The sequence below is a fragment of the Heliomarina baculiformis genome (assembly GCF_019966545.1).
In the GTDB taxonomy this organism is placed as follows: Bacteria; Pseudomonadota; Alphaproteobacteria; order Rhodobacterales; family Rhodobacteraceae; genus Heliomarina; species Heliomarina baculiformis.
The window spans coordinates 56,106-79,966 of sequence record NZ_JAIMIC010000002.1 but is presented as its reverse complement, the minus strand read 5'-3'; the positions used below and the strand labels follow the sequence as shown (position 1 = coordinate 79,966).

The following is a 23,861-nucleotide window of genomic DNA, read 5'->3' as shown; positions in this document are numbered from 1 at the left end:
ATTTTTTTGATTTATACTGCGGGTCCCGCATCCCGGCAGAAAGCGTCGTAAAGCGCGGTCATGAGCACATCGAGATCAGGGTCCGTTATGCTGTAATAGATCGTCTGCCCCTCTCGGCGCGTGCCGACCATCCCGGCTTCGCGCAGCCTTGCGAGATGCTGGCTCAGGGCAGATTGACTTATCCCAACCGCCGATTGCAGCATTCCCACCGACTTTTCTCCCTCGACCAATTCGCACAGGATCAACAGCCGCTTGGCATTGGAAACAAGAGACAGGCGCGAGGCGACATGCTCGGCCATCTCTTGAAGAGCGGCAACTGACATTTCTTTTCCATTCGCCATTACATTACCATTGCCTTATTTAGATATTGCTAATATATGACAGTTGCGCAAGGTGATGCAAGCCCGGCGTGTTCGAACTTTCCTACCGGAACGGAGAACCAGAATGAGCACTTCGAAACTCAAACAGCGGATCGTACGCAAATCGGCGTCCAAAGGTCCGGCAAGCCCGGATGTCTGGGGCATTTACGAACCAGATACCGGCTCAATTCAGTATATCTGCGCGGATCCCGCCACGAAGAAGGCGGCGCTGATTGATATCGTGTGGAATTTCGACCCAAAGAACTATCGTTTCTCGAGTGAAAGCATGGATCAGGTTCTTGATCTGGTCGCCGAGAACGGCCTGACGGTCGAATGGGTGCTCGACACCCATCCGCACGCGGACCACGTGATGGCCTCGGCGCACTTGAAGGAGCGCACCGGCGCACCCAATGCGATCGGGTCCAAGCTGCCCGACATTGCAGCCATCTGGTCGAAAATCTACAACTTGCCCGATGCATTTGATCCCGGTCGCGACTTCGACAGGCTGCTTGCAGCGGGCGACAAAATCCCTCTCGGCAATCTGGAACTTGGCGTGATCCTGTCGCCCGGACACACGCTTGGCTCGATCACCTATGTCTGCGGCGACGCCGCTTTCACGCATGATACGCTCATGCAACCGGATGTGGGGACGTCGCGCGCCGATTTCCCCGGCGGAAGCACCGAGGAACTTTGGGATTCGATCCAGGAAATCCTGTCTCTGCCTGCGGATACCCGGCTTTTTGTCGGACATGATTATGGCACCAAGGACCGGGACGAACCCATGTGGGAAGCCACAGTCGCCGAGCACAAGACGAGTAACGAGCACGTCCGCGACGGGACGTCGCGCGAAGAATGGATCAAACGACGCAACGATCGCGATGCGACGCTTGCCCTGCCCGACCGCATTCTGGCTGCCCTCCAGATCAATTTGCGCGGCGGACGTCTGCCCCCTGCCGAGGATGACGGCCATTCCTATCTTAAATTGCCAACAAACAAATTCTAGGAGCATAGCATGACACGCACGATGAAAGATCTTGTTGCCGACGCCAACACACGCGTCGAAACCATAAGCCCTGACGAAGCCAACACGATGGCCGCTGGCGGCGGACTCATCCTCGATGTCCGGGAACCCGGGGAGCTCGAAACGGTTGGCAGCATCGCCGGCGCTTTGAACGTGCCGCGCGGCATTCTCGAAACCCGGGCGGACTCCAGTCTGGATACGGCCGAGGCGGGGCTGGTCGACCGTCGTGGTAGCGCGCCGATACTGGTGCTCTGCGCCGCTGGTGGCCGCGCCGCCCTTGCCGCCGACACCCTGCGCGACATGGGCTATGACGCCAAGGTCATTCAGGGCGGCATCGCCGGCTGGAAATCAGCAGGCCTGCCGGTGGAAAAGTAAGCAATGAGACGCCTGGCGACCTATCTGCCGGTTTTCGAATGGGGAAGCCAGTATACGAGACAGAGCTTTTACAACGACGGGCTTGCCGCCGTCATCGTGACGGTCATGCTGATCCCGCAATCGCTGGCCTATGCCATGCTTGCGGGGCTTCCGCCCGTCGTCGGGCTTTACGCTTCGATCCTGCCCTTGGTCGCCTATGCTATTTTCGGAACCAGCCGAACGCTCGCCGTCGGGCCCGTAGCGGTAGTTTCGCTGCTCACGGCGACAGCGGCCGGAGCTGTCGCCCCACCGGGGAGCGAGCGCTATATCGCCGCGGCCATCGTCCTTGCGACCCTGTCGGGCCTGATGCTCCTTGCCATGGGAATTTTCCGGCTTGGCTTTGTGGCCAACCTGCTGTCGCACCCGGTCATTTCGGGGTTCATTACCGCTTCCGGCATCCTGATCGCGGCCAGCCAACTGCGTCATATCCTCGGGATTGACGCGGGAGGCCACAACCTGCTGGAACTGGCCGCCTCCCTTGGCGGAAATATCGGCAACACGAACATTCCAACACTCGCCATCGGCGCACTTGCCACCGGTTTCCTGTTCTGGTCGCGTTCGTCGCTGAAACCTCTGCTGGAAAGAAGTGGCTTGCCGACGAGTGCCGCAGCCCTGCTTGCGAGGACGGGGCCGGTTCTTGCCATCGTGGTGTCCATTCTGGCCGTCGTTCTGCTGGGTCTGGAAGAACGCGGTGTTTCGGTTGTCGGGGACATCCCGCAAGGCCTCCCGAACCTGAGCCTGCCACTGTTCGACGCGACTTTGTGGCGTGATCTTCTACCGGCCGCGTTTCTGATATCCGTCATCGGCTTCGTCGAATCCGTTTCGGTGGCCCAAACGCTCGCGGCCAAGCGCCGTCAGTCCATTCGACCCGATCAGGAACTGATCGGACTGGGTGTCTCGAACCTCGCTTCGGCTTTTTCCGGCGGCTACCCTGTTACCGGTGGATTTGCCCGCTCGGTCGTGAATTTTGATGCCGGAGCAGAAACGCCCGCGGCAGGCGCTTTTACTGCCATCGGCATCGCGCTGGCCTCGCTTTTCCTGACGCCCCTGCTGAAGCATCTACCTACCGCAGTTCTCGCGGCGACCATCATTGTGGCCGTGCTCAGCCTCGTCGATCTGGGCACGCTGCGACGAACACTTCGCTATTCGCCCTTCGACTTCGCCGCGATGCTCGGCACCATCCTCGTGACGCTCGCCGTCGGGGTTGAGGCGGGCATCATCACCGGCGTCGGGCTTTCACTCCTGCTGCACCTCTGGCGCTCTGCCCGCCCGCACGTCGCTGAAATCGGACAGGTCCCCGGCACCCGGCATTACCGCAATATCCTGCGCCATGACGTGGCTTGTGCAGACACGGTTCTGTCCCTGCGGATCGACGAAAGCCTATGGTTCGGCAATGCCCGTGCCGTCGAGGACATTATCCAGCGCGCCGTCGCCGAGCGCCCCAATCTGCGTCACCTCGTGCTGAACCTCGTCGCCGTCAATTCGATTGACGCCAGTGCGCTGGAAAGCCTTGAACTTATCATCCACCGGCTTGCGGACCAGAAGATTGACCTGCACCTGTCCGAAGTCAAAGGCCCGGTGATGGACAGGCTCGCCCGCTCCGCGCTCATCGACGACCTGACAGGCAATATCTTCCTGTCGCATCACGAAGCGATGGCCAAGCTGGCCCCGGAAGTCACCGATAGCGCCGACCGCTCGCAAATGCCCGACATCGATGCCTCACGCCCCTCGCCTGAACGTCCCCTCCGGCAAGCCCGGTAAAGATCGGTGTCAATCAGCGCCAAAGAACTGGTCGGCCGAGCGGATGTCTGCGGCGGCAAAGTCGATCAGCATGCGCACCTTCCGGGGCAAAGTACGCCCTTCAAGATAAACCGCGTTCAAGACACCAGTTTCGCCGTCATAGTCCGGCAACAGATGCACCAGATCACCTCGTTCGACAGCATCGATGAGCGCGAATCGCGGAATGTAGGCGATGCCCATACCATCGCGTGCCAACCCCGCTGCCGCCTGCGCGGAATTGACCATGAACTGCCCGCGCACGCTCGCCACGTACTCATCTGCGCCCCGGCGAAAGGTCCAGCGACGCGGGTTTCGCCTATTCGTGTCGATGATGCAGTTGTGTCCAACAAGATCCTCGGGTCTCTGAGGTGCGTCATGCTTTTGGAGGTAACCGGGGCTGGCCACGAGGATACTGGAAAATGACGCGAGCTTGCGCGCTTTGAGAGACAGCATGTCGGAACGTCCCAGCCGAAACGCAAGATCAATCCCCTCGGACGCAAGATCAACGAATTGATCGCCAAGCCGTAGATCCAGCGTCAGGCCCGCGTTCGCTCGGGCGAACCGACCCAGCATGTCACTGATATAGACTTCGCCCAGCGTGACAGGTGCCGAAATCCGGATTGTACCCGAAAGCCCCCTCGATTCTTCCGTCACCTCTGCCAGCAGGTCGTCGAGATCATCAAGCAAGGCCGGCGCCCGCGCGAGCAGGGTTTCTCCGTCCGGCGTCAACCCGACTTTCCGCGTCGTACGTTGCAGCAGCCGCACGCCAAGACGTTGTTCCAGCTCGGCGACATATTTCGATGTCAGCCGGTTCGATACGCCCAGTTGATCGGCCGCAGCGGTAAAGGAACCGGTTTGCGCTGTCGCAACAAAGGCCCGCAATTCATCTACAAGATCCATACCACGCATTTTAAGAATGGTTCATGGATAGTCATTCACTAAATTCGCCATTTCATTGAAAGCGCTCAAGTCTTAAATCCTGTTCAGAACAGACAGCCGATGGGCTGGCGAAAAAACTCAAACCGGCTCCGGCGGAGGCCGAGCCAAGATCAGGAGAAGACATATGAATTCTCAGACTTCGGCGGATTTCGCCGCCTTCGCACTGCGCGTCAGCACCGGCATTCTCTTTGTTGCCCACGGCTTGATGAAAGTGCTCGTGTTCACAGTCGCCGGTACGGTCGGATATTTTGAAAGCCTCGGGCTGCCCGGCTTCCTTGCCCACCTCACGATCTTCGCCGAACTGGCGGGCGGGGCTGCGCTGATCCTAGGGATCGGCACACGAGTCGTATCGCTCGCCCTTATCCCTGTGTTGCTGGGAGCGACTTGGGCGCATTCCGGTAATGGCTGGAGCTTTTCGAGCGAAGGCGGCGGCTGGGAATACCCGTTGTTCTGGACCGTGGCACAGGTTGCCGTGGCACTTTTGGGCAGCGGGGCCTATGCCATGCGCGTCCCGGCGCTCGACAAGGCACTGGGCCAGTTCGCCTGAGAATACCACAAAATGGAATATCGGGGCTGCGCAACCGCGGTCCCGCACAGCCAAGGGGACAAGAAAATGAGCACTAGGCAAACAATGAACGACCTTTCCGAACGGCTCTCCCTTTCCGACAGAATGCCGGTTCTCTTTCTTGGGCATGGCAGCCCGATGAACGCCATCGAGAACACCAAATTCAGCAGAGCATGGATCGAGATCGGCAAGACCCTTCCCCGTCCGCAGGCGATACTGGTCGTCTCTGCCCACTGGATGACAAGGAACACCACCCTCGTGGATGTCTCTGCGATGCCGAGCACGATCCATGATTTCTACGGCTTCCCAGACGCCCTTTACGATCAGCAATACGAGGCAAAGGGCAATCCAAAACTGGCCCGTGAAGTTGCCGCGCTGCTGGCCAGCCATCACGCGGAAACCGATGACACTTGGGGGCTGGATCACGGCGCATGGACCGTCCTCAAGTTCCTGTTCCCGGACGCGGACGTCCCGGTATTTCAGCTCTCCATCGACATGTCGAAGGACCTCGACTACCAGCTTGAGATCGGCCAATTGCTGTCGTCGCTGCGGGATCGTGGTGTGCTGATCCTTGGCTCGGGCAACGTCGTGCACAACCTTCGCGCCATGCGCCCCGGCGGCAGACCGCAGGATTTCGCGCTCGAATTCGACAGCCTGTTTGCGGATCGCCTTGCCCAGCGCGATTTTGACACGCTGTCTGATCGCAAGGGACTTGGTTCGCTTTTGACCATGGCCCACCCGTCGGTCGATCACTACCTTCCGGCCCTGACGGTGGCTGGTGCATCCGACGACCGAGATTCGCTGACATTCATGACCGACTCCATCGACCTCGGGTCCGTATCGATGCGATCGTTCCTGTTCCACGCGGCTTGATCACCGCGCGTGAACGGCAGACAAGAACGTGTCAGGCGACGCTGAAACGCCCGGACTGCATGATGTAGTCGACACCACCCTGAACGTGTCTTGTCAACAACTCGACAGCGTCATCTGCTTTTCGGCCGATCACAAGATCTCGCAGTCTTTCGTGCTCTTCCACGACCGTTTCTCCACGGAAAGGAAGCGCGAGCATGTGGTAGCGCGCAAGCCTGTCGTAGATCGAGGAATACGTGCGCATCAGCACTCTCTGACCGCAGGCAGACATCATCGCATAGTGAAAACCCCAGTCGAATGAGACCCAATTCAGGTCACCGGGGGCCTCTCCCTCTATCAAATCGCGCTCGACGGAGGAAAGCTTGTACTGGGCTGCGACGATACCAGCTTCCCACTCGACGTCTCCGCTCACAATCGACTCTCTCAATGCGTGAGTTTCGAGCAACGTGCGCATCCGCGCGAGGTCGTGAAGCTCGGCCTCGTTGATCGGTGCCACACGAAAGCCGCGCTGCCCTTCCGCCGAGACTAGTTCTTCCACTGCCAGACGGTTCAATATCTCGCGCAGGGTGGTCACACTTGCGCGGTAGACCTCCTTCATGCGCTCCAGTTTCAGTTTTTCATCCGGGACCAACCGGCCATGAATGATATCCGAGCGTATCCGGCGATAAGCCGTATCACCGATCGTATCACCCTGACGTTCGTCAGTATCGAAGCGAATTATTTTCATATCTAACAAATACCTTCACCGCCGCGCCAAGGAAACTGGAAACAGCTGGTGCGCGGTTTGCAGTTTGACAGATCATCCTGCTTGACGATGGGTAACGTATGCACGTTGCGGCATTGACTATGTAGTCTTTTCGACCCCGTCCATTCGATTTCCCGGTGCACGACGAATCTGAACCAGTTCCGCAAGAATTGCCAGCGCGATCTCTCGTGCCGTCACAGCTCCGATGTCCAGCCCGGCCGGAGCGCGGACCGCGTCGATCTTTGCGCGTGCTATACCCTGCGCTTCGAGGCGCGTGGCGAGCGATGCAAACTTGCGGTGGCTGCCCACAAAGGAAATATGCTCGGATTGGGTGCCCAACGCCTGTTCCAATGCCTGCATATCGCCCTGTCCTTGCGTAGCGATGACAATGGCGCGACGGTTGTTCGACGAGGAGACCAGCGGCGCGTCGGGCGTGACAGCACGGACCGTCCAGTCGAACCCTCCGGCCAGATCGGCAAGCGCCGTTGCGACGGGCGAGGTTCCAAAGATCACAAGTTCGGGTTGCGGCATGCAGGGTTCGACGAATATCTCGATAAAGCCTTCCGAGGGGCAGCCATTTCGGGCGTAGCTGATACCATCGGCGCTTTCCCCCGCGACATGCCCCTCGTTTTTCAAAACGGCGTCGGGCGCAATGGAAACAAGATGCGGGCGTCCCTCGCTCAGGGCGCGCAGCGCGGCTTCGCGCACCGCACCGCGAATGCACCCGCCTCCGAGAAATCCGTGCAGGATCGAGCCGTCCTGACGCAGCAGCGCCCGGGCGCCGGGCTTGGCGGCGGTGGGGCCCGACGTCCGGACAATTGTAGCGATCACAAACGGTACATTATCCGTACACAAGCCGTACATCGCTCGTGTCATTTCTTCGTCCATCACCGGTGTCGGGATCATATCCGTGCAAGGTCCCCTTCAAGGTTGACCAGATCGGCCAGCGTGTTTGCCGCGCGAAAGAGATCAAGATACGGCAGGGCGGCGCGCATGCTTTGCGCGGTCGGCGCATAGCTCTCCCAGCCTTTCAGCGGGTTCAGCCAGATCACGCTGCCGCCGCGCTTGCGCAGACGGGCGAGCGCTTCGCTCAGCATCTCGGGCGGTTCCGTGTCGTAGCCATCGGACAAAATCAGCACGACAGTCCGTCCGTCAACGATGCGCCTTGCTGGCCCCTTGGCGAACTCCCCGATACTCGCCCCAATGCGCGAGCCGCCCGCAAAGCCATCAGCCATCAACGACATGCGCGCAAGCGCGCGCAGGGCGTCCTTGTCGCGCAGGGCCTCGGTGATGCGAACCAGTCTTGTGTGGAACAGATAGGCGTCCGCTCGCGGGTCAGCGCGCATCAGACCGGCGAGAAAAGCGAGGTACACTTTCGAATAAATGCTCATCGAGCCGGAGACGTCACATAGCGCGATAATCCTGCGGCTGCGGTCAGGGCGGGCCTTGCGCGGCAGAACGACCGGCTCTCCACCGGTGGCAAGGCTGAGCCGAATGAGCTTTCGGAAATGCAACCGGCTGCCGCGATTGGCTGCCTTGCGGCGGCGCGACCGCCGATCCCGCATCGCCGCACCCAAGCGTTCGGCAACGCGGGTAGCTTCTTCGATCTCGGCCCGGGTCACAAGTTCACGCAGATCCTTGCGCATCCTGTTGGTGACATCGCTGGCGATCAGCTTGCCTGTGCCCTGCCCGGCGGTCTCGCCACCGCGATCCCCGGGCGCATCGGGTGTGCCCGATCCAGCGCTTGACCCGATTGAGGCCGGGCGAGAGGAATGCACATCCCTGTTCATCCGCCGCGACAAGGTTGGCGTGACCTTGCGCTTAACACGGCCGCCGTTCAGCCAGTAGGCATCGAATAGCTCGTCAAATCGATCGGCTTCATTTTTGCACCCCGTACAGACCGCTTTCAGCGCCAGCCGGTTTTCATCCGGATGCGCCGCACGGACATGGGTCAAGGCCGTAAGGGCAAGTTCCGCCTCGGCAACGCCAAGGCGCAATCCGTTTTCGCGCAGATGCGCAACAAACCCGCGGACCCGCGAAACCGGGCCGGGGTCGCGGCCAGCAAATCGGGTGACCCGACTCATGCGGCGCGCCCTGCCAGACGCTGTGCGACCTCGGTCGTGATCGCTGCCTGATCGGATTGGGTTTTGAGCAAAGTTGTCAGAGTGTTCTGGAGAACTGCCGGATCATTGGTAAGATCCGCCACGCCGAGCCCCATCAAGGCTGCGGCGAAATCCAGCATCTCGGCGACGCCCGGTGTCTTCTCCAGCTCTTCCTCGCGCAGCTTGCGCACGAAACCGATGATCTGGTCTGCGAGATGGGCCTCTACCATGGGCAGACGACTGCGCAAGATTTCGAATTCTGCGACAGCGTCGGGATAGTCGACATAGGTGTAAAGACAGCGCCGACGCAGCGCGTCCGACAGGTCGCGCGTGCCATTCGACGTCAGGATTACAACGGGGCGCGTGATTGCAGTGATGGTGCCAAGTTCGGGAACGGTAATCTGGAAATCGGCTAGCATTTCAAGCAGGTAGGCTTCGAATTCCTCGTCTGCCCGGTCGATTTCATCGATCAGCAGAACCGGTGATTTTTCCTGACGGATCGCGGCGAGCAGAGGACGTTCCAAAAGGAATTCCTCGGTGAAAAGCCTGTCTTCAATCTGGGCGCCGCTTTCGCCCGACCCCGAGGCTGCGCGTATCGACAGAAGCTGGCGTTGGTAGTTCCACTCATAGATCGCCTGCGCGGCGTCCAAGCCTTCGTAGCATTGAAGACGGATCAGCCGGGTATTGAGCACATCGGCCAGCACTCTGGCAACTTCGGTCTTTCCAACGCCCGCCGCTCCTTCGAGCAGGATCGGGCGTTGCAGCGACAACGCCAGATGCAGAGCCACGGAAAGATCATCAGCCGCGACATAGCCCTGCTGTGCCATCCTGTGCTGAAGTTCGCTCCAATCCATTCCTTTGCCTTTTGCAGCCGCGTTTCGTTTGATCGGGGGGCCGTGACCCTACCTGTAGATGTGACGGCCCCCCTGCGGTTTGCGCGATCCCCCATAACCGCGCGTCCCAACTTTACTTGTGCAGTCCCAGATCCTGGGCCGTCTGCCAGATGCGCCAGTGATCGTGCGGCATGTTGCTATGCCGCAGGCCAAAGGCGCGGAAGGCATCCATCACCGCATTCGAGAAGCAAGGCACGCCGCCCACATGCGGGCTTTCGCCAACGCCCTTGGCGCCTATCGGGTGATGCGGACTGGGGGTGACGGTGTGATCAGTTTCGTAGTTCGGCACTTCCCACGCGGTGGGCAGGAAGAAATCCATCAACGTGCCGGTTTTGACGTTTCCCATATCGTCATAGGCGATTTCCTGTCCCAGCGCGACCGCCAGCGCCTCGGTCAAGCCGCCGTGGATCTGGCCTTCGATCACCATCGGGTTGATGCGGGTGCCGCAATCGTCCAGCGCGTAGAAACGGCGGATCGTCGGCACGCCGGTATCGACGTCGATGTCCATCACGCAGACATAGGCGCCGAAGGGATAGGTCATGTTGGGCGGGTCATAATAGCTGACCGCCTCGAGCCCCGGCTCGATGCCCGGAATGGCCTGATTATAGGCGGCATAGGCCACCTCTGCCATGGTCTTGAAGCGCTCGGGCGCGCCCTTGACCACGAAGCGGTCGACGTCGAATTCCACGTCATCGTCATGCACTTCGAGCAGGTAGGCCGCGATCATCTGCGCTTTGGCGCGGATCTTGCGCCCGGCCATCGCTGTCGCCGCCCCGGCGACCGGGGTCGAACGCGAGCCATAGGTACCTAGGCCATAGGGCGCGGTGTCGGTGTCGCCTTCTTCGATCGTGATGCTGTCGGCGGGAATGCCGATTTCCGAGGCGAGGATCTGCGCGAATGTCGTTGCGTGCCCCTGCCCCTGACTGATCGTGCCGAGCCGCGCGATGGCGCTGCCGGTGGGATGGATGCGGATTTCGCAACTGTCGAACATGCCCATGCCAAGGATGTCGCAGTTCTTGACCGGACCCGCCCCGACGATCTCGGTAAAGAAGGCCAGACCGATCCCCATGAGCGAGCGGGTCTCGCCCTGTTTGAAGGCAGTGACCCTTTCCGACTGTTCGCGGCGCAGGCCTTCATAATCGACGGCTTTCAGCGCCTTGTCCCAAGCCGTGTGATAATCGCCGCTGTCATATTCCCAGCCCAGCGCCGACTGATAGGGGAACTGGTCCTTGCCGATAAAGTTGATGCGGCGCAACTCGGCGGCGTCCATGTTCAGCTCGATCGCGAGCACTTCGATCATGCGTTCGATGAAATAGACCGCCTCGGTCACGCGGAAGGAGCAGCGATAGGACACGCCGCCCGGCGCCTTGTTGGTATAGACACCATCGACGCCAAGGTAAGCGACGGGAATGTCGTAGGAGCCGGTGCAGACGCTCATGAAACCGGCGGGGAATTTGGTCGGGTCCGCGCAGGCGTCGAAGGCGCCGTGGTCGGCGGTGACATGGCAATGGAGGCCGGTGATTTTGCCGTCCTTGGTCGCACTGATCCGCCCCTTCATCCAGTAGTCGCGGGCGAAGGCGGTGGACATCAGGTTTTCCATCCGATCCTCGACCCATTTGACGGGCACACCGGTCACGATGGAGGCAACGATAGAGCAGACATAGCCCGGATAGACGCCGACCTTGTTGCCGAAACCGCCGCCAATGTCCGGAGAAATCACGCGGATGTTGTGCTCTTCGATCCCCGAGAGCAGCGAGGCGACGGTGCGCACGACATGTGGCGCCTGAAAGGTGCCGTAAACCGTGAGCTTGCCATTGACCTTGTCCATGCTGGCGACCGAGCCACAGGTTTCCAGCGGACAGGGATGGGTACGGTGGTAGTACATGGTTTCCTCGGCCACGACCTCGGCCTCATCCATGACCTGGTTCGTCGCCTCTTCGTCGCCGACCTCCCATGTGAAGATGTGGTTGTGATGCTTGCGCGGCCCATGTGCGCCCGAGGTCTGGCCCGCAAGGTCTTCGCGCAGGACGATATCGGATTTCAGCGCCTCGAAGGGGTCGGTGATAACGGGGAGATCTTCGTATTCGACCTCGACCAGTTCCACGGCATCCGCCGCGATATAGCGGTCGGTCGCGACGACAAAGGCGACCTCTTGTCCCTGGAACAGCACCTTGCCATCGGCCAGCACCATCTGCTTGTCGCCCGCAAGCGTCGGCATCCAGTGCAGGCTGAGTGGTTCCAGATCCTTGGCAGTCAAAACCGCGATCACACCGTCGAGCGCCATCGCGGCCTCGGTATTGATCGATAGCACCTTGGCATGGGCATAAGGCGAGCGGACGAAATCGCCGTGCAACATGCCGGGCAGATTGATGTCGTCGATGTAGTTGCCCTTGCCTTGGGTGAAACGCGCATCCTCGACGCGTTTGCGGGCGCAGCCCATGCCCTTGAGATTGGCGACACGGTCTTCGCGGGTGAGTTCGACATCGTCCTTCATTCTGCGGCCTCCTTGGCTGCGTTCATCTCACTCGCCGCAGCGAGAATGGATTTCACGATGTTCTGATAGCCAGTGCAGCGGCAGATGTTGCCAGCCATGCCGAAACGGACTTCCTCCTCGCTCGGGCTTGGGTTTTCCTCGAGCAGCTTGGCGGCGCGGGTGATCATGCCCGGCGTGCAAAAGCCGCATTGCAGCCCGTGATGTTCGCGAAAGCTTTCCTGCAGCACATGCAGTGCGTCGGGTGTGCCCAGCCCTTCGATGGTCGTGATCTCGGCCCCGTTCGCCTGACCGATGAACATGGTGCAGGATTTCACCGACTTGCCGTTCAGGGTCACGGTGCAGGCGCCACAATGGGAACTGTCGCAGCCGATATGCGGGCCGGTGACGCGCAGCCGTTCGCGCAATGTGTGGATGAGCAATTCGCGCGGCTCGGCGAGGAATTCCTCCGACTTACCGTTCACGTTCAGCTTGATATGCAGTTTCTCTGGCATCTCGGTTCCTCCCTTATGCGCGCGACCAGGCGCGTTGGATTGCGCGGGTCAGTATCGCGCCCGCCACGTGGCGTTTGAAGGCCACCGGGCCGCGGTTGTCTTCGGTCGGGTCGATTTCGTCGAGCATGTAGGCGACGGCGGCCTTGATCGCGTCACTGCCGACCTCGGTGTCGACCAGCGCGGAACCGGCCGATTGAGACCACACCGGAACATCGCTGAGGTTGGTCATCGCGATCGAGGCCGAGGCGCATCTGCTGCCGTCTCGCGTGATCTGCACAGCGGCGGCGGCCGTCGCGTAATCGCCGATCTTGCGTTTCTGTTTCTCGTAGGCATAGCCGCCGTTTGGCGTAGCGAGAGTGATTTCGGTGAGCACTTCGTCATCCGCGCGGGCAGTCATATAGGCGGCTTCGTAGAATTCACGTGCCGCCACGCTGCGTTCGCCGTCCGCCCCGACAAGGGTGAACTGCGCATCGAGGCACTGCATAAGGCCGGGCATGTCGTTGCCCGGATCGCCATTGGCGAGGTTGCCCCCGACGGTGCCCATGTAGCGGACCTGCGGATCGGCGATCTGCATCGCGGCTTCGCGCAGGATCGGGGCCGATTGCGCCAGCCCTTCATGCGCGATGATGTCATGCTGGGTCACGAGTGCGCCGATACGGATCTTGCCATCGCCGATCGATATTTCCGACATGCCCGGCACATCCTGAAGGTCGATCAGGTGCGGCACCTCGGCCATGCGCAGTTTCATCATCGGAATGAGACTATGGCCGCCCGCCATCACCCGCGCATCGTCGCCATGTTCCTGTAGCAGGGCCAGAACCCCTGCCATGTCCTTGGGACGATAATAATCGAAAGCTGCTGGTATCATTGCCTTGCCTCCCCGCCTTGCAAATCATCTCGCATCCGGAAGGTGAGCGAAGCCGCAGCTCTTCGCTTGGGAAATTAAATGAAAAACAAGGTGTTTTTCACGAAATGCATCTGTTTTAGCGCGAAATGCGAATTCACCCCTGGGTCAGAGACCAAGGGCATCGCGAACGGCCTTGAGATTCGATCTGCTGACTGGCACCGGCGGCAGTCCCTCACCGGCAAAGCGGCACTGGCCATTGTCCTTGAGACGTTCAAAATTGAGAATATGGGATGGATTGATGAGATAGCTTCGGTGAACTTTCATGAACCCGAATGGCTCGAGCCTGCGTGTCGCCTCAGTGATCGGCCATTGGCAGAAATGGTGCGCGCCGTCGGTGTAGACGTGAGTATAGTGGCCTTCGGCGCGGACAAAGGCGATCTGTTTGGGATCAATCAACAGCGTGTTGCCGTCTTTCTTGCAGGGCACCCGGACCGGGGCAGGTGCCTGTTCGGCGACAGGTTCCGCATTGTCGATAAATGCCTCGGGATCCTGCGGTTTCCTCGCGGGCTGGGTGACGAGGAAAGTCACGCTCATCCACAGAAAGGCGCCGAAGATCAGGAAGCTGGACAGGATCACGCCGAGCGCGAGCACCTCGTTGCTCATGATCGGGCCTAGTTCGCGAAATGTCGGGACCGGCGCAAAGCTTGTTCCAGCGATGGCGACGAAATGAACCGCAAAGACGGCCAGACCGAAACAGAGCGTACCGAGAAGGATGTTGCGATTGGAGCGATGGCCATACGCGATCCAAAAGGCCGCGATGCAGAGGCCAAGCGCCGAAATGACCGCAAGCGTGATACCGAGCGGTGTGTAAAGCGCCTGACACAATTGCAGTCCGGCCATGCCCAGGTAGTGCATCGACAGTATTCCAATCGCGACGATGGCTCCGGCGAGCGTAACTGTGAGCGCGGAACGTTGCACGAAATGCAGCAGGCAGAGCGCTGCGCCAACGATGAGGATTGCCAAAAGCGCCGAGGCGAGCGTGACGGCGGAATCGTAAAAGAACCGGATCGGCAATTGCAGGCCAAGCATGGCGACGAAATGCATGGACCAGATGCCACCGCCAAGCGCGACGGCCGCCATCGCGACAGAAACCTTGCGCTTTGAAAAAGACTGTCTGGACAGGTCCTTGGTCAGGGTAAGTCCGGTGAACCCCGAGACCAGTGCCACGAGGAAAGACGCAAAGACGAGGCCTGCGTTGTGATCAACCTCAAGCAACTCCATGCGCGGAGCCTACTGTAGGTTCATTCATTATTGCAACGCGCCTGCGAGGGGCTTTCCCGATTTACCGTCAGGACATCAGCCGATTTCGCGACGCATGAAGGTCAGGAAACGGTCATCGTCCGTACGGGTGATGTTCAGCCGCAGACCCGCGGTTTTCTGGCCGGAATCCGCCGCGAAGAAAGTCGATGGCGCGAGGAATATGCCGTCTCGTGCGGCCCGGTGAGCAAGATCCGTATCGCTGACCCCGTCCGGCAGGTCGAGCCATGCATAGTAGCCTGGGCCCGGCGTCACCCGCAGTTTCAGGCCAAGCGCTCCCATGTCCGACTGAAGCTTGCCAACGGCTTTTTGCAAGCGTTTGGAAAGTTTCTTGAGATGGCGGGCATAGCGTCGGCTCTGGATCATGTCGGCGACGATCATCTCGGCAAAGCGCGAGGAATTGACCGTGGTGATCATTTTGAGTTCGGCCAGTTCCTCGGTGATCTCGCGTCGGGCAATGATATAGCCGATACGGAAACTGGCCGAGAGCGTCTTGGAAAAAGTGCCGACAAAGATGACCCGGTCGAACCCGCCGAGCGCGGCGAGCCGTACCCCGTCGGGGTCGGGCAGATCGACAAAGGGATCGTCATCCACCACCATGAAATCCGACATTTCGGCCAGCGTCAGCACGCCATGCGCGGTGGGCAGGTCCATCGAAGAACCGGTCGGGTTCTGCGAGAGCGACTGGGTGAAGTAGAGCTTTGGCCGGTGCAGCGCGGCCAGTTCGCGCAGGTGATCGAGATCGGGGCCGTTTGGTCCGCGACTGACCCCGACGTAGCGCACCTGTGAAAATCGCAGTTTGGCGAAGAGAGGGTAATATCCGGGGTCGTCGACCAGCACGGTGTCGCCCGGTTGCAGGTAGCGGCGGATAATCAGATCTAGCCCATGATTGCCGCCGAATGTCGTCACGATCTGGTCGGCTCCGATGGCGATCCCGTCAAGCTGGTGCTGCGCGGCGATGAGGTCTCGCAGGTGCTGGTGTCCCATATGCGAGCCATAGCCGGAGGCGTTCGAGCCGGCCTCATTCAGCTTGTCGAGCGGGGTGCGGATGGCAAGACCGACCATCCAAGAAGACGGCGGTCGTCCGTCGCCGATGCGCACTGCGTAATTCTGATCGAGCTGGGCGCGCAGCAGGGACACGCTGTCAACGGCCTCAACAAGGTGGCGAGGAGCTTCGTCGCTGCCGATGGGACGGGCGGGCATGGCCACGGTAAAGCCCGAACCTTGCCGTGCCACGATCTGCCCGCGGGCAACAAGCCGGTCATAGGCGTCTATAACGGTGTTCTTGGAAACCTCGAACTCCTGCGCGGCGGCGCGGATCGACAGAAGCTTGTCACCGGGCGACAGCCTTCCGGTGGCGATGTTTCTGGCAATTCTCTCTACCAGCTCGTCGGTTTTGGTCACCGCTAACACCCATGAACTGTACCCTAAAGATGAGCAGTACAGTGAGCCACTGTTTTATTCAACTGTACCTGTGCCGTCCCGTCATCCGCGCGTTACAAGATCGCCGGGAGACTGAGGAAAGTTCATATCTATGTCTAAAGAAACACCGACGCGGGTAAACTCGCGGCTGGAAAGCCTGCGCAACCTTGAACCGGAGGCGCGGCTGGACGTGCTGGCGCAGGCGGTCGGTCTGGACGCCGACGACAAGACGGTTCTGGCTGGCCATGACGTGCTGCCGATGTCGCTGGCCAATGGCATGATCGAAAACGTCATCGGCAAGTTCGAGCTGCCGCTGGCGGTGGCTTCGAACTTTACCATCAACGGCAAGGATTACCTGATCCCGATGGCCGTGGAAGAGCCTTCGGTGGTCGCGGCGGCCTCTTACATGGCGAAGATTGCGCGCGATGTGGGTGGGTTCAAGACCTCGTCCGACCAGCCTGTCATGCGGGCGCAGATCCAGGTGGTGGGCCTCAGCGATCCGAACGGCGCGCGGCATCGATTGCTGGCAGCCGAAGCCGAGCTGAAAGAGATGTGCAACGCGCGCGACAAGGTGCTTGTTTCGCTGGGCGGCGGCTGCATCGGGATCGAGGTTCACGTGTTCGAGACCTCTCCGGCCGGGCCGATGGCCGTGCTGCATATCCTTGTCGATGTGCGGGACGCGATGGGCGCGAATACCGTCAACTCGATGGCCGAAACGATTGCACCGCGCGTCGCCGAGATTACCGGCGGGCATACCCGCCTGCGGATCCTGTCGAACCTTGCGGATAAACGGCTGGCGCGGGCGCATGTGACTCTGACGCCGGAATCGCTGACCACCAAGTCGATGGACGGGGCCGACGTGATCGACGGCATGGTCGAAGCCTGTGCGCTGGCGCTGATCGACCCCTACCGCGCCGCAACGCATAACAAGGGCGTGATGAACGGGATCGACCCGGTTGTTGTGGCCACGGGTAATGACTGGCGTGCGATTGAGGCGGGTGCCCACGCCTGGGCTGCACACTCGGGCCAGTATACCTCGTTGACGACGTGGGAAAAAAGCGCAGATGGCAACCTGAACGGTACCATCGAAATGCCGATGGCGCTTGGGCTTGTCGGCGGTGCGACCAAGACGCACCCCGCGGCGCAGGCCGCGCTGCGAGTGCTGGGTGTAGAGACCGCTCAGGAACTGGCGGAAGTCACGGTTGCCGTCGGGCTTGCCCAGAACATGGCGGCGCTGCGCGCGCTGGCGACGGAAGGCATCCAGAAAGGCCATATGGCGCTTCATGCCCGCAACATCGCCATTCTGGCCGGAGCCACCGGCCCGCAGATCGAGATCGTCGCAAAGCAGATCGCGTTGAAAGGACATGTGAGTGTCGACGCGGCAAAGGAAATTCTGGCTGGTCTCTGACCGCCAGATGAATTTGAAGAAAGGGAGGAGTATCCATATGACCAAATCGACCAGAAGACATTTCATTCGCGCAGCAGGTGCAGCAGGGCTTGCCGCCCCGGCCGTGGTGGCCGCATCCAGCGTCCGCGCGCAGGGCACGATCCAATGGCGGATGCAGGCGCTCTGGGGCGGCGGCACAACGCCGATGCTCTACGAGGAAAAGTTCTGCGACCGTGTACGTGAGCTGACCGGCGGAAGCCTTGACATCACGCCCTTCGCGGGCGGTCAGATCGTGCCTTCGGCACAGGCGTTCGACGCCGTGCGCGGTGGGGCGTTTCAGCTAATGAAGACCTTTGACGGCTATACGGCGGGCAAGATCCCGGCGCATGGTTTCTCCTCGACCGTGCCCTTCGGGTTCCCCGAGGCGGACCAGTACGAGGCTTGGTTCTACGAACGCGGCGGCCTGGACATGGCGGCGCGGTCCTATGCACCGGCGGGTCTCACCTATGTCGCGCCGACCGTCTACGGCGAAGAGCCGATCCACTCCAAGGTGGAAATCCGCAAGATCGCCGATATGGACGGGCTCAAGGGTCGTTTCGTCGGGCTGGCCTCGGCCGTGATGGCGGATTTTGGCGTGGCCGTTTCGCCGCTGCCAACCTCCGAAGTCTATTCGGCGCTCGACAAGGGGCTGATCGATTTCGCGGACCGTGGCGACATCAAGGCCAATTACGAAGAGGGCCTGCACGAAGTTGCCAAGTATCTGATACTGCCGGGGGTCCACCAGCCGTCGACCGCAACGTGCTACGTGGCGAATACCGCCGCCTATGGTCAGCTTGACGATCAGCAGCGCGCGGCGCTGGCCGTGGCTGCCCGTGAAGTTTCGGGTGCGCTGCGTCAGAATATCATCGTGGACAATGCCGAGTACCTCTCGAAATACGAGGAAGCCGGTGTCGAAGTCATCACGCTGGATGCGGACGATGTGATCGAGTCGCGCAAGAAGGCCGTCGAGTCCTGGGCCAAGGCGACCAAGGGCGATGAACTGGCAACCGAAATGATGGAAAGCCAGAAGCAGCTGATGCAGGAAATGCGTTTGCTGTAAGGCCATCGTCAATGCAATACGGCCGCGCGGCAGGAATGCTGCGCGGCCGGTTTATCTTGGGGAGGAAGGCACATGTTTCGTGTCGCGGAAGCGATTACCACTTTGAACCGCTGGACGTTCGAAGCCACCAAGTGGCTGGTCTATGTCATCGCCGGGCTGATGCTTTACGAGGTGATCTCGCGCTATTCCCTGCACAATCCGACAAGCTGGGGACCGGAACTGGCGACGCTGCTGTTCGGGCCGTTTTTCCTGTTGGGCGGACCTTACCTTTTGCATCTTGGCGGGCATGTGGCCGTCGACATTGTTTCGTCCAAGGCAGAGGGCTGGCTGAAGACCGTTCTCGCCATTGTCGCGGCCCTGCTGGCATTGCTTTTCGGGGCGATCCTGCTGCGCTATAGCGCGCCGCTGGCGATGCAGGCCTATCAATACGGCGAGACGAGCTATTCCGCGTGGAACCCGGTGGTCTGGCCCGCGAAAATGGTGCTGCCGCTGGCCGCTGTGCTGTTGATCCTTCAGGCCCTGTCCGAAGTTGTCTTTGCGATGCGGGGGCGGACGGCCTGATGGAAAGTACATTCGTTCTGGTCGGGATGTTCGCATCCCTTATGGTCTTGATGCTGAGCGGTGCCGGGCTGGCCTTTGTGCTCGGCGCCATCGCGTTTCTGGCGACGGCGACGCTCTGGGGGCCAAGCGCGCTGATCGTGGCGGTTCTCAACACCTTCGAGACGATGACCTCGGAATCCCTGATGGCGATCCCGCTTTACGTGTTGATGGCCGCGATCCTTCAGAAATCGCAGATCATCGACGATCTTTATAACGCGATGGAGAAATGGTTTGGCGGATTGTCCGGCGGGCTGGCCATTGGCACGGTGGTGATCTGCACCATCATGGCGGCGATGACTGGCGTTGTCGGCGCGGCCGTTGCGGCGATGGGCATCCTTGCCCTGCCCTCGATGCTGTCACGGGGGTATAACCCGCCGCTGGCCCTTGGGTCGATCTGCGCGGGCGGCACGCTGGGCATCCTGATCCCGCCGTCTGTCGTGACCATCGTCTATGCGATCACGGCGCAGATCTCGATCGGTCAGATGTTCATTGCCGGGATCGTTCCGGGCCTGATCCTTGCGGCCTCATACTGCATCTACATCTGGACGCGGGTAAAGCTGAACCCGGATCTTGCCCCGGCCCATCCGGACACCGCGACCTTCACCATGGGTGAAAAGCTGGCATCGCTGCGCAGCCTTGTCCTGCCCGCGCTGGTGATCCTGTCGGTTCTCGGGTCGATCTATGCGGGTATTGCAACCCCGACCGAGGCGGCCGCCGTTGGCGTGCTAGGCGCATTACTGTCGGCGATTGTCGCCGGGCGGCTGCGTTTTGCGAACTTGAATGCGGCGGCCACCGATACCCTGCGGGTGACGGCGATGATCCTATGGATCACGTTGGGTGCCAAGGCGTTCATCTCGGTTTTCGTGGCGACAGGCGGCGCGGATAGCGTTCTGAACTTTGTCGAAGGGCTGGAAGCATCCCGTTATGTCGTGCTGTTCGCAATGCTGCTGGTGCTGATCTTCCTGGGCCTGTTTCTGGACGAGATCGGGATCATCCTGCTTTGCGTGCCGGTCTTTGTGCCGATCATCCAGACGCTTGATTTCGACCCGCTCTGGTTTGGCGTGCTGTTCATGATCACGGCGCAGATGGCGTATATCACGCCGCCCTTCGGCTATACGCTGTTTTATCTCAAGGGGGTGCTGCCGGATCATATCGGCATCGGTCAGGTCTATCGCGGTGTCATCCCGTTCTTCCTGATCCAGGTGGTGATCCTGATCCTGTTCATCGCCTTCCCGGATCTGGTGACATGGCTGCCCGAGCAGACGGCGAACCGGGTGCAGTAAGCCCGGGCCAATAATATGAAAAAGGCCACGTCCTGAATTGGACGTGGCCTTTTTCGTTCTCGTGAGTGGTCATTCAGTCGGTGATCGAGCCTTCCTCGTCGCCGCGTTCGTGCATCCGCGACTTGACCTTGCGGCCAAGGAAGACCGGCAGGAGGAAGCCGATGATCGCGATGGCCCAGAGCGTGATAGAAAGCGGGCTGTCGATCAGGGTGAACCAGTTGCCATTGTCGATGGTGATGGCGCGGCGCAGATTGTTCTCCATCGAGTTGCCGAGCAGCGTCCCGAGGATGATCGGCACCAGCGGCACGTCGAGCTTGCGTAGCACCCAGCCCATGACGCCGAAGCCGATCATGACCAGCAGGTCAAAGGACGACCCGGAGATGCCGTAGATTCCGACAAAGCTAACCATGGCGACGATGGGCATCAGGATGCGCGGCGGCACCATGAGGAGGCGGGTGAACAGGCCTACCATCGGGATGTTCATCGCCAGCAGCATGAAGTTCGCGATGAAGAGCGCGGCGATCAGCCCCCAAACCACATCCGGGTTTTGTGAGAACAGCAGCGGACCGGGCGTGATGTTGAGTGACAACAGCACGGCAAGCAGCACGGCAGTTGTTCCCGACCCCGGTACACCCAGCGCCAGCATCGGAACGAGCGCACCACCGGCGGCCGCGTTATTCCCGGCCTCGGGGGCGGCAACGCCACGCGGATCGCCCTTGCCAAAAGTCTTGTCCTTGTCGACCAGACGTTTCTCGAAGGAGTAAGAGATGAAGGAGCCGAGCGAGGCCCCTGCCCCCGGCAGCACCCCGGCGATAAAGCCCAACACGGTGGAACGCGCCATGGTGGGAGTCGTCTGCTTGAGCATCGAAAGCGGCGGTGTCAGGCGACCAATTTTCAGGTTTGGCTTTGTCCCGTCTGCTTCTCCATGGCGATTTTCGAGAAAGATGAAGACCTCGGAGAGCGCGAAGAGCCCGACGATGGCGACAAGGAAATCAAGACCGTCATAGAGGTGGACTTCGCCAAAGGTAAAGCGCGGCACGCCAGTCTGCGTATCGACGCCGATCATCGCGAGGCCAAGGCCCAGCGCGGCGGCAAAAGCCGATTTTGCCTGATTGGTCGAGGAAACCCCGCCAAGCGTCATGAAGGCCAGCGCGAAGAGCGCGAAATATTCCGCCGGCCCGAAGAGCAGTGCGATTTTCACGAGCTGCGGCGCGAGGAAGATCAGGCCCCATGTGGCAAAGAACGCACCGACGAAGGAAGCGATACCGGAGAGCGAAAGCGCCTGTCCGGCCATGCCGTTTTTCGCCATCGGATAGCCGTCGAGACAAGTCATCATCGCCGGTTCATCGCCGGGAATGTTGAGCAGGATTGACGAGATCCGGCCACCGTACATGGCACCATAGTAGACTGAGGTGAGCAAGATCAGAGACGGCGTGGCCCCCAGACCGAGGGTAAAGGCGAGCGGGATCAGGATGGCAACGCCGTTCGACGGGCCAAGACCCGGCAGCGCACCCATGATCGTGCCAAGAAAGCAGCCGAGCAGGGCCAGCAGGAGGTTCTGCCACGTCAGCGCGATGGCAAAACCGTCAGCCAGAGAAGATAAGGTTTCCATGATGCGCCCCTAAAAGCCGAGCGGGCCGCGAGCGAGAGACAGCCCGAGCACGAGGTGGAAGATGACATAGATGCCGAGCGAGGTGCCGAGACCGGTGGCGAGCGAGGCCAGCAGGTCCGAGCCCAACCGCCACGTCAGGTAAGCGGCGGCAAAGAAAGTCGCGATGACGAAACCGATCTCGGGGAGCAGTTCCGCGTAGAGGATCATCACAACCACCGCGGCGGCGATTTCTGCCAATCGGGCGAGCGTCGGCCATTCGGGTGCGGCGTCGGGGCGAAGTGCGATGACGATGGAACTCAGCCCGAGGACGGCAGCGATGATAAGCGGAAAGGCCTTGGGGCCGACAGCGTCCGAAAGGAAGCTTTCCTCGATGGCGAGGGCGGCAAAGGCAAAGCCGATGGCAAGCAGCAGCCCGAAGATGCCGAAGATGCGATCACTCATCGTAATCTCCTGTAATGGCGGGGAAGAAAGCGGGAGACGCCCTGACGAACGAGGACGCCTCCCGGGGGTATCGGCCGAGGGAGGAGGCAGCCGATTACTTGATGATGCCGATCTCACGCGAGATCTGCTGGATCTGCTCGACTGAATCCATCACGAAAGCCTGGAAGTCGGCGCCTTGAAGGTCGAGCGGGGCAAGGCCGTTGGCTTCCATGACCGCCTTCCATTCGTCGGAGGCGTAGAGATCGCCGATTTTCGACACCCATGCGTCATAGGCCGCGTCCGACATGCCGCCAGGCGCGTAGAAGCCGCGCCAGTTAGCGCCCAGCGCATCGACGCCCTGTTCGCGCGCGGTCGGGAAATCGGCGAATTCACCATCCAGACGTTCGGGCGCGAGCACCGCGATCACCTTGATGTCGCCGCTGTCGACAAAGCCCTTGGCTTCGGAAAGGTCACCGGTGAAGGCCTGTACCGAACCGGCGAGCAGCTGCGTAACCGCCTCGCCACCACCGTCGAAGGCGATGTATTTGACTTTGCGAACGTCCTCGATGCCATAGGCGTTGGCGGCGATCAGAACCTTAAGGTGATCCCAGCCACCCACGGCGGAGCCACCGGCCACGGAAACAGAAGTGGGGTCGGCTTTGATCATGTCAAGAAGCGCGGGCAGCGTATCGACTTCGCTATCTGCGGCCACCGCGATGACACCGTAATCGGCGCCGATAGAGGCAAGCCAGCGTACCTGATCGGTGGTGTTGCCGGGATAGGCACCCTGCGCCAGACGGGTGGCGGTAGCGGACGATGCTGCAACGATCAGGTCATTGTCATCGCCGCGCTTGTTCACGACCTCGGCAAAGGCCACACCGCCACCACCACCGGCGAGGTTGACGACCTGCATGGTCTTGTCGATCAGGCCCAGATCCTGAAGCGATTTGCCGACCTGCCGGCAGGTAAAGTCCCAGCCGCCGCCCGGGTTGGCCGGAGCAATGCATTCGGGGTTTTCGGGGGTGAAATCCTGTGCCGGGGCAGCCATGGCGGACAGGCCAAGGATCGCCGCCGCGAGGGTTACGCGAGTTGCGTTGAAGATCATGTGATAACTCCTCCAGAGTATTTTGTGTCCGGGCTTTCTGGCCGCCCGGGGCCGGGTGCCACCGCACTGCGCTTTGCAGTCTCCTCGCGAGTGGCTA

23 protein-coding genes are annotated in these 23,861 nt (G+C 60.7%); 9 read left to right on the top strand and 14 right to left on the bottom strand.

Going from position 1 to position 23,861, the window contains the following annotated elements:
* Window positions 1–11: 11 nt before the first annotated feature.
* The gene (locus tag MF268_RS03955; protein ID WP_238369617.1) at window positions 12–323 is read right to left on the bottom strand and encodes an ArsR/SmtB family transcription factor; all 312 of its coding nucleotides are present in this window, start codon (window positions 321–323) and stop codon (window positions 12–14) included.
* 121 nt (window positions 324–444) lie between these two features.
* Between MF268_RS03955 and MF268_RS03950 the strand changes: the two genes are divergently transcribed.
* The 3 genes from MF268_RS03950 to MF268_RS03940 are packed head-to-tail and all read left to right on the top strand — an operon-like array spanning window position 445 to window position 3,555.
* On the top strand, window positions 445–1,362 hold the full coding sequence (locus MF268_RS03950; protein WP_238369616.1) for an MBL fold metallo-hydrolase: 918 nt from the start codon (window positions 445–447) through the stop codon (window positions 1,360–1,362).
* Window positions 1,363–1,371: 9 nt separating this feature from the next.
* Window positions 1,372–1,755, top strand: coding sequence for a rhodanese-like domain-containing protein (locus tag MF268_RS03945; protein WP_238369615.1), 384 nt, complete (start codon window positions 1,372–1,374; stop codon window positions 1,753–1,755).
* Between the two features lie 3 nt (window positions 1,756–1,758).
* Window positions 1,759–3,555, top strand: coding sequence for a SulP family inorganic anion transporter (locus MF268_RS03940; RefSeq protein ID WP_238369614.1), 1,797 nt, complete (start codon window positions 1,759–1,761; stop codon window positions 3,553–3,555).
* Between the two features lie 9 nt (window positions 3,556–3,564).
* On the opposite strand, the gene MF268_RS03935 is transcribed toward MF268_RS03940, so the two are convergent.
* Complete coding sequence (locus MF268_RS03935) at window positions 3,565–4,473, bottom strand: LysR family transcriptional regulator (protein WP_238369613.1); 909 nt, start codon at window positions 4,471–4,473, stop codon at window positions 3,565–3,567.
* A 163-nt stretch (window positions 4,474–4,636) separates the two neighbouring features.
* Here MF268_RS03935 and MF268_RS03930 point away from each other — a divergent pair, with 163 nt between their 5' ends.
* Together MF268_RS03930 and ygiD are read left to right on the top strand one after the other, a co-directional pair.
* Complete coding sequence (locus MF268_RS03930; protein ID WP_238369612.1) at window positions 4,637–5,059, top strand: DoxX family protein; 423 nt, start codon at window positions 4,637–4,639, stop codon at window positions 5,057–5,059.
* Between the two features lie 66 nt (window positions 5,060–5,125).
* On the top strand, window positions 5,126–5,950 hold the full coding sequence (ygiD, locus tag MF268_RS03925) for a 4,5-DOPA-extradiol-dioxygenase (RefSeq protein WP_238369611.1): 825 nt from the start codon (window positions 5,126–5,128) through the stop codon (window positions 5,948–5,950).
* A gap of 31 nt (window positions 5,951–5,981) precedes the next feature.
* Here the strand turns inward: ygiD and MF268_RS03920 are convergent, their stop codons facing one another.
* The 9 genes from MF268_RS03920 to MF268_RS03880 all read right to left on the bottom strand — a co-directional run bounded on the left by MF268_RS03920 (window position 5,982) and on the right by MF268_RS03880 (window position 16,240).
* Window positions 5,982–6,674, bottom strand: coding sequence for a GntR family transcriptional regulator (locus MF268_RS03920; RefSeq protein WP_238369610.1), 693 nt, complete (start codon window positions 6,672–6,674; stop codon window positions 5,982–5,984).
* Window positions 6,675–6,791: 117 nt separating this feature from the next.
* Window positions 6,792–7,598: an XdhC family protein gene (locus tag MF268_RS03915; protein ID WP_238369609.1), complete on the bottom strand. Its 807-nt coding sequence runs from the start codon at window positions 7,596–7,598 to the stop codon at window positions 6,792–6,794.
* Window positions 7,595–8,776 carry a vWA domain-containing protein gene (locus tag MF268_RS03910; RefSeq protein WP_238369608.1) on the bottom strand — a complete coding sequence of 394 codons (1,182 nt, stop codon included), beginning with the start codon at window positions 8,774–8,776 and terminating at the stop codon, window positions 7,595–7,597. Before MF268_RS03910 ends, MF268_RS03915 begins: the two co-directional genes overlap by 4 nt.
* Window positions 8,773–9,648: an AAA family ATPase gene (locus MF268_RS03905; protein ID WP_238369607.1), complete on the bottom strand. Its 876-nt coding sequence runs from the start codon at window positions 9,646–9,648 to the stop codon at window positions 8,773–8,775. Before MF268_RS03905 ends, MF268_RS03910 begins: the two co-directional genes overlap by 4 nt.
* Before the next feature lie 112 nt (window positions 9,649–9,760).
* Window positions 9,761–12,181, bottom strand: a complete 2,421-nt coding sequence (locus MF268_RS03900) for an aerobic carbon-monoxide dehydrogenase large subunit (protein ID WP_238369606.1) — start codon at window positions 12,179–12,181, stop codon at window positions 9,761–9,763.
* The gene (locus MF268_RS03895; protein WP_238369605.1) at window positions 12,178–12,672 is read right to left on the bottom strand and encodes a (2Fe-2S)-binding protein; all 495 of its coding nucleotides are present in this window, start codon (window positions 12,670–12,672) and stop codon (window positions 12,178–12,180) included. Before MF268_RS03895 ends, MF268_RS03900 begins: the two co-directional genes overlap by 4 nt.
* A gap of 13 nt (window positions 12,673–12,685) precedes the next feature.
* Window positions 12,686–13,540 carry an FAD binding domain-containing protein gene (locus MF268_RS03890; protein WP_238369604.1) on the bottom strand — a complete coding sequence of 285 codons (855 nt, stop codon included), beginning with the start codon at window positions 13,538–13,540 and terminating at the stop codon, window positions 12,686–12,688.
* Between the two features lie 144 nt (window positions 13,541–13,684).
* Window positions 13,685–14,800 (bottom strand): MHYT domain-containing protein, encoded by a 1,116-nt coding sequence (locus MF268_RS03885; RefSeq protein WP_238369603.1) that lies wholly within the window; start codon window positions 14,798–14,800, stop codon window positions 13,685–13,687.
* 75 nt (window positions 14,801–14,875) lie between these two features.
* Window positions 14,876–16,240, bottom strand: coding sequence for an aminotransferase-like domain-containing protein (locus MF268_RS03880; RefSeq protein WP_238369602.1), 1,365 nt, complete (start codon window positions 16,238–16,240; stop codon window positions 14,876–14,878).
* 130 nt (window positions 16,241–16,370) lie between these two features.
* On the opposite strand from MF268_RS03880, the gene MF268_RS03875 reads away from it, so the two are divergent.
* The 4 genes from MF268_RS03875 to MF268_RS03860 all read left to right on the top strand — a co-directional run bounded on the left by MF268_RS03875 (window position 16,371) and on the right by MF268_RS03860 (window position 20,627).
* Window positions 16,371–17,666, top strand: a complete 1,296-nt coding sequence (locus tag MF268_RS03875) for a hydroxymethylglutaryl-CoA reductase, degradative (RefSeq protein ID WP_238369601.1) — start codon at window positions 16,371–16,373, stop codon at window positions 17,664–17,666.
* A gap of 37 nt (window positions 17,667–17,703) precedes the next feature.
* On the top strand, window positions 17,704–18,744 hold the full coding sequence (dctP, locus tag MF268_RS03870) for a TRAP transporter substrate-binding protein DctP (RefSeq protein ID WP_238369600.1): 1,041 nt from the start codon (window positions 17,704–17,706) through the stop codon (window positions 18,742–18,744).
* Window positions 18,745–18,816: 72 nt separating this feature from the next.
* A complete protein-coding gene (locus MF268_RS03865; RefSeq protein ID WP_238369599.1) occupies window positions 18,817–19,305 on the top strand; it encodes a TRAP transporter small permease subunit in 489 nt (162 codons plus the stop codon).
* Window positions 19,305–20,627, top strand: coding sequence for a TRAP transporter large permease (locus tag MF268_RS03860; protein ID WP_238369598.1), 1,323 nt, complete (start codon window positions 19,305–19,307; stop codon window positions 20,625–20,627). The genes MF268_RS03865 and MF268_RS03860 overlap by 1 nt, the downstream gene beginning before the upstream one ends.
* A 73-nt stretch (window positions 20,628–20,700) precedes the next feature.
* On the opposite strand, the gene MF268_RS03855 is transcribed toward MF268_RS03860, so the two are convergent.
* From MF268_RS03855 to MF268_RS03845, 3 genes are all read right to left on the bottom strand, one after another.
* Window positions 20,701–22,239: a tripartite tricarboxylate transporter permease gene (locus tag MF268_RS03855; protein WP_238369597.1), complete on the bottom strand. Its 1,539-nt coding sequence runs from the start codon at window positions 22,237–22,239 to the stop codon at window positions 20,701–20,703.
* Window positions 22,240–22,248: 9 nt separating this feature from the next.
* Window positions 22,249–22,680, bottom strand: coding sequence for a tripartite tricarboxylate transporter TctB family protein (locus tag MF268_RS03850; RefSeq protein ID WP_238369596.1), 432 nt, complete (start codon window positions 22,678–22,680; stop codon window positions 22,249–22,251).
* Window positions 22,681–22,774: 94 nt separating this feature from the next.
* Window positions 22,775–23,764, bottom strand: a complete 990-nt coding sequence (locus MF268_RS03845; RefSeq protein ID WP_238369595.1) for a Bug family tripartite tricarboxylate transporter substrate binding protein — start codon at window positions 23,762–23,764, stop codon at window positions 22,775–22,777.
* Window positions 23,765–23,861: the final 97 nt, after the last annotated feature.

Excerpts from the sequence above, each read along its gene's own strand:
- MF268_RS03955 (WP_238369617.1), bottom strand. The coding sequence starts at position 323 with ATGTCAGTTGCCGCTCTTCAAGAGATGGCCGAGCATGTCGCCTCGCGC.
- MF268_RS03950 (WP_238369616.1), top strand. The coding sequence starts at position 445 with ATGAGCACTTCGAAACTCAAACAGCGGATCGTACGCAAATCGGCGTCC.
- MF268_RS03945 (WP_238369615.1), top strand. The coding sequence starts at position 1,372 with ATGACACGCACGATGAAAGATCTTGTTGCCGACGCCAACACACGCGTC.
- MF268_RS03940 (WP_238369614.1), top strand. The coding sequence starts at position 1,759 with ATGAGACGCCTGGCGACCTATCTGCCGGTTTTCGAATGGGGAAGCCAG.
- MF268_RS03935 (WP_238369613.1), bottom strand. The coding sequence starts at position 4,473 with ATGGATCTTGTAGATGAATTGCGGGCCTTTGTTGCGACAGCGCAAACC.
- MF268_RS03930 (WP_238369612.1), top strand. The coding sequence starts at position 4,637 with ATGAATTCTCAGACTTCGGCGGATTTCGCCGCCTTCGCACTGCGCGTC.
- ygiD (WP_238369611.1), top strand. The coding sequence starts at position 5,126 with ATGAGCACTAGGCAAACAATGAACGACCTTTCCGAACGGCTCTCCCTT.
- MF268_RS03920 (WP_238369610.1), bottom strand. The coding sequence starts at position 6,674 with ATGAAAATAATTCGCTTCGATACTGACGAACGTCAGGGTGATACGATC.
- MF268_RS03915 (WP_238369609.1), bottom strand. The coding sequence starts at position 7,598 with ATGATCCCGACACCGGTGATGGACGAAGAAATGACACGAGCGATGTAC.
- MF268_RS03910 (WP_238369608.1), bottom strand. The coding sequence starts at position 8,776 with ATGAGTCGGGTCACCCGATTTGCTGGCCGCGACCCCGGCCCGGTTTCG.
- MF268_RS03905 (WP_238369607.1), bottom strand. The coding sequence starts at position 9,648 with ATGGATTGGAGCGAACTTCAGCACAGGATGGCACAGCAGGGCTATGTC.
- MF268_RS03900 (WP_238369606.1), bottom strand. The coding sequence starts at position 12,181 with ATGAAGGACGATGTCGAACTCACCCGCGAAGACCGTGTCGCCAATCTC.
- MF268_RS03895 (WP_238369605.1), bottom strand. The coding sequence starts at position 12,672 with ATGCCAGAGAAACTGCATATCAAGCTGAACGTGAACGGTAAGTCGGAG.
- MF268_RS03890 (WP_238369604.1), bottom strand. The coding sequence starts at position 13,540 with ATGATACCAGCAGCTTTCGATTATTATCGTCCCAAGGACATGGCAGGG.
- MF268_RS03885 (WP_238369603.1), bottom strand. The coding sequence starts at position 14,800 with ATGGAGTTGCTTGAGGTTGATCACAACGCAGGCCTCGTCTTTGCGTCT.
- MF268_RS03875 (WP_238369601.1), top strand. The coding sequence starts at position 16,371 with ATGTCTAAAGAAACACCGACGCGGGTAAACTCGCGGCTGGAAAGCCTG.
- dctP (WP_238369600.1), top strand. The coding sequence starts at position 17,704 with ATGACCAAATCGACCAGAAGACATTTCATTCGCGCAGCAGGTGCAGCA.
- MF268_RS03865 (WP_238369599.1), top strand. The coding sequence starts at position 18,817 with ATGTTTCGTGTCGCGGAAGCGATTACCACTTTGAACCGCTGGACGTTC.
- MF268_RS03860 (WP_238369598.1), top strand. The coding sequence starts at position 19,305 with ATGGAAAGTACATTCGTTCTGGTCGGGATGTTCGCATCCCTTATGGTC.
- MF268_RS03855 (WP_238369597.1), bottom strand. The coding sequence starts at position 22,239 with ATGGAAACCTTATCTTCTCTGGCTGACGGTTTTGCCATCGCGCTGACG.
- MF268_RS03850 (WP_238369596.1), bottom strand. The coding sequence starts at position 22,680 with ATGAGTGATCGCATCTTCGGCATCTTCGGGCTGCTGCTTGCCATCGGC.
- MF268_RS03845 (WP_238369595.1), bottom strand. The coding sequence starts at position 23,764 with ATGATCTTCAACGCAACTCGCGTAACCCTCGCGGCGGCGATCCTTGGC.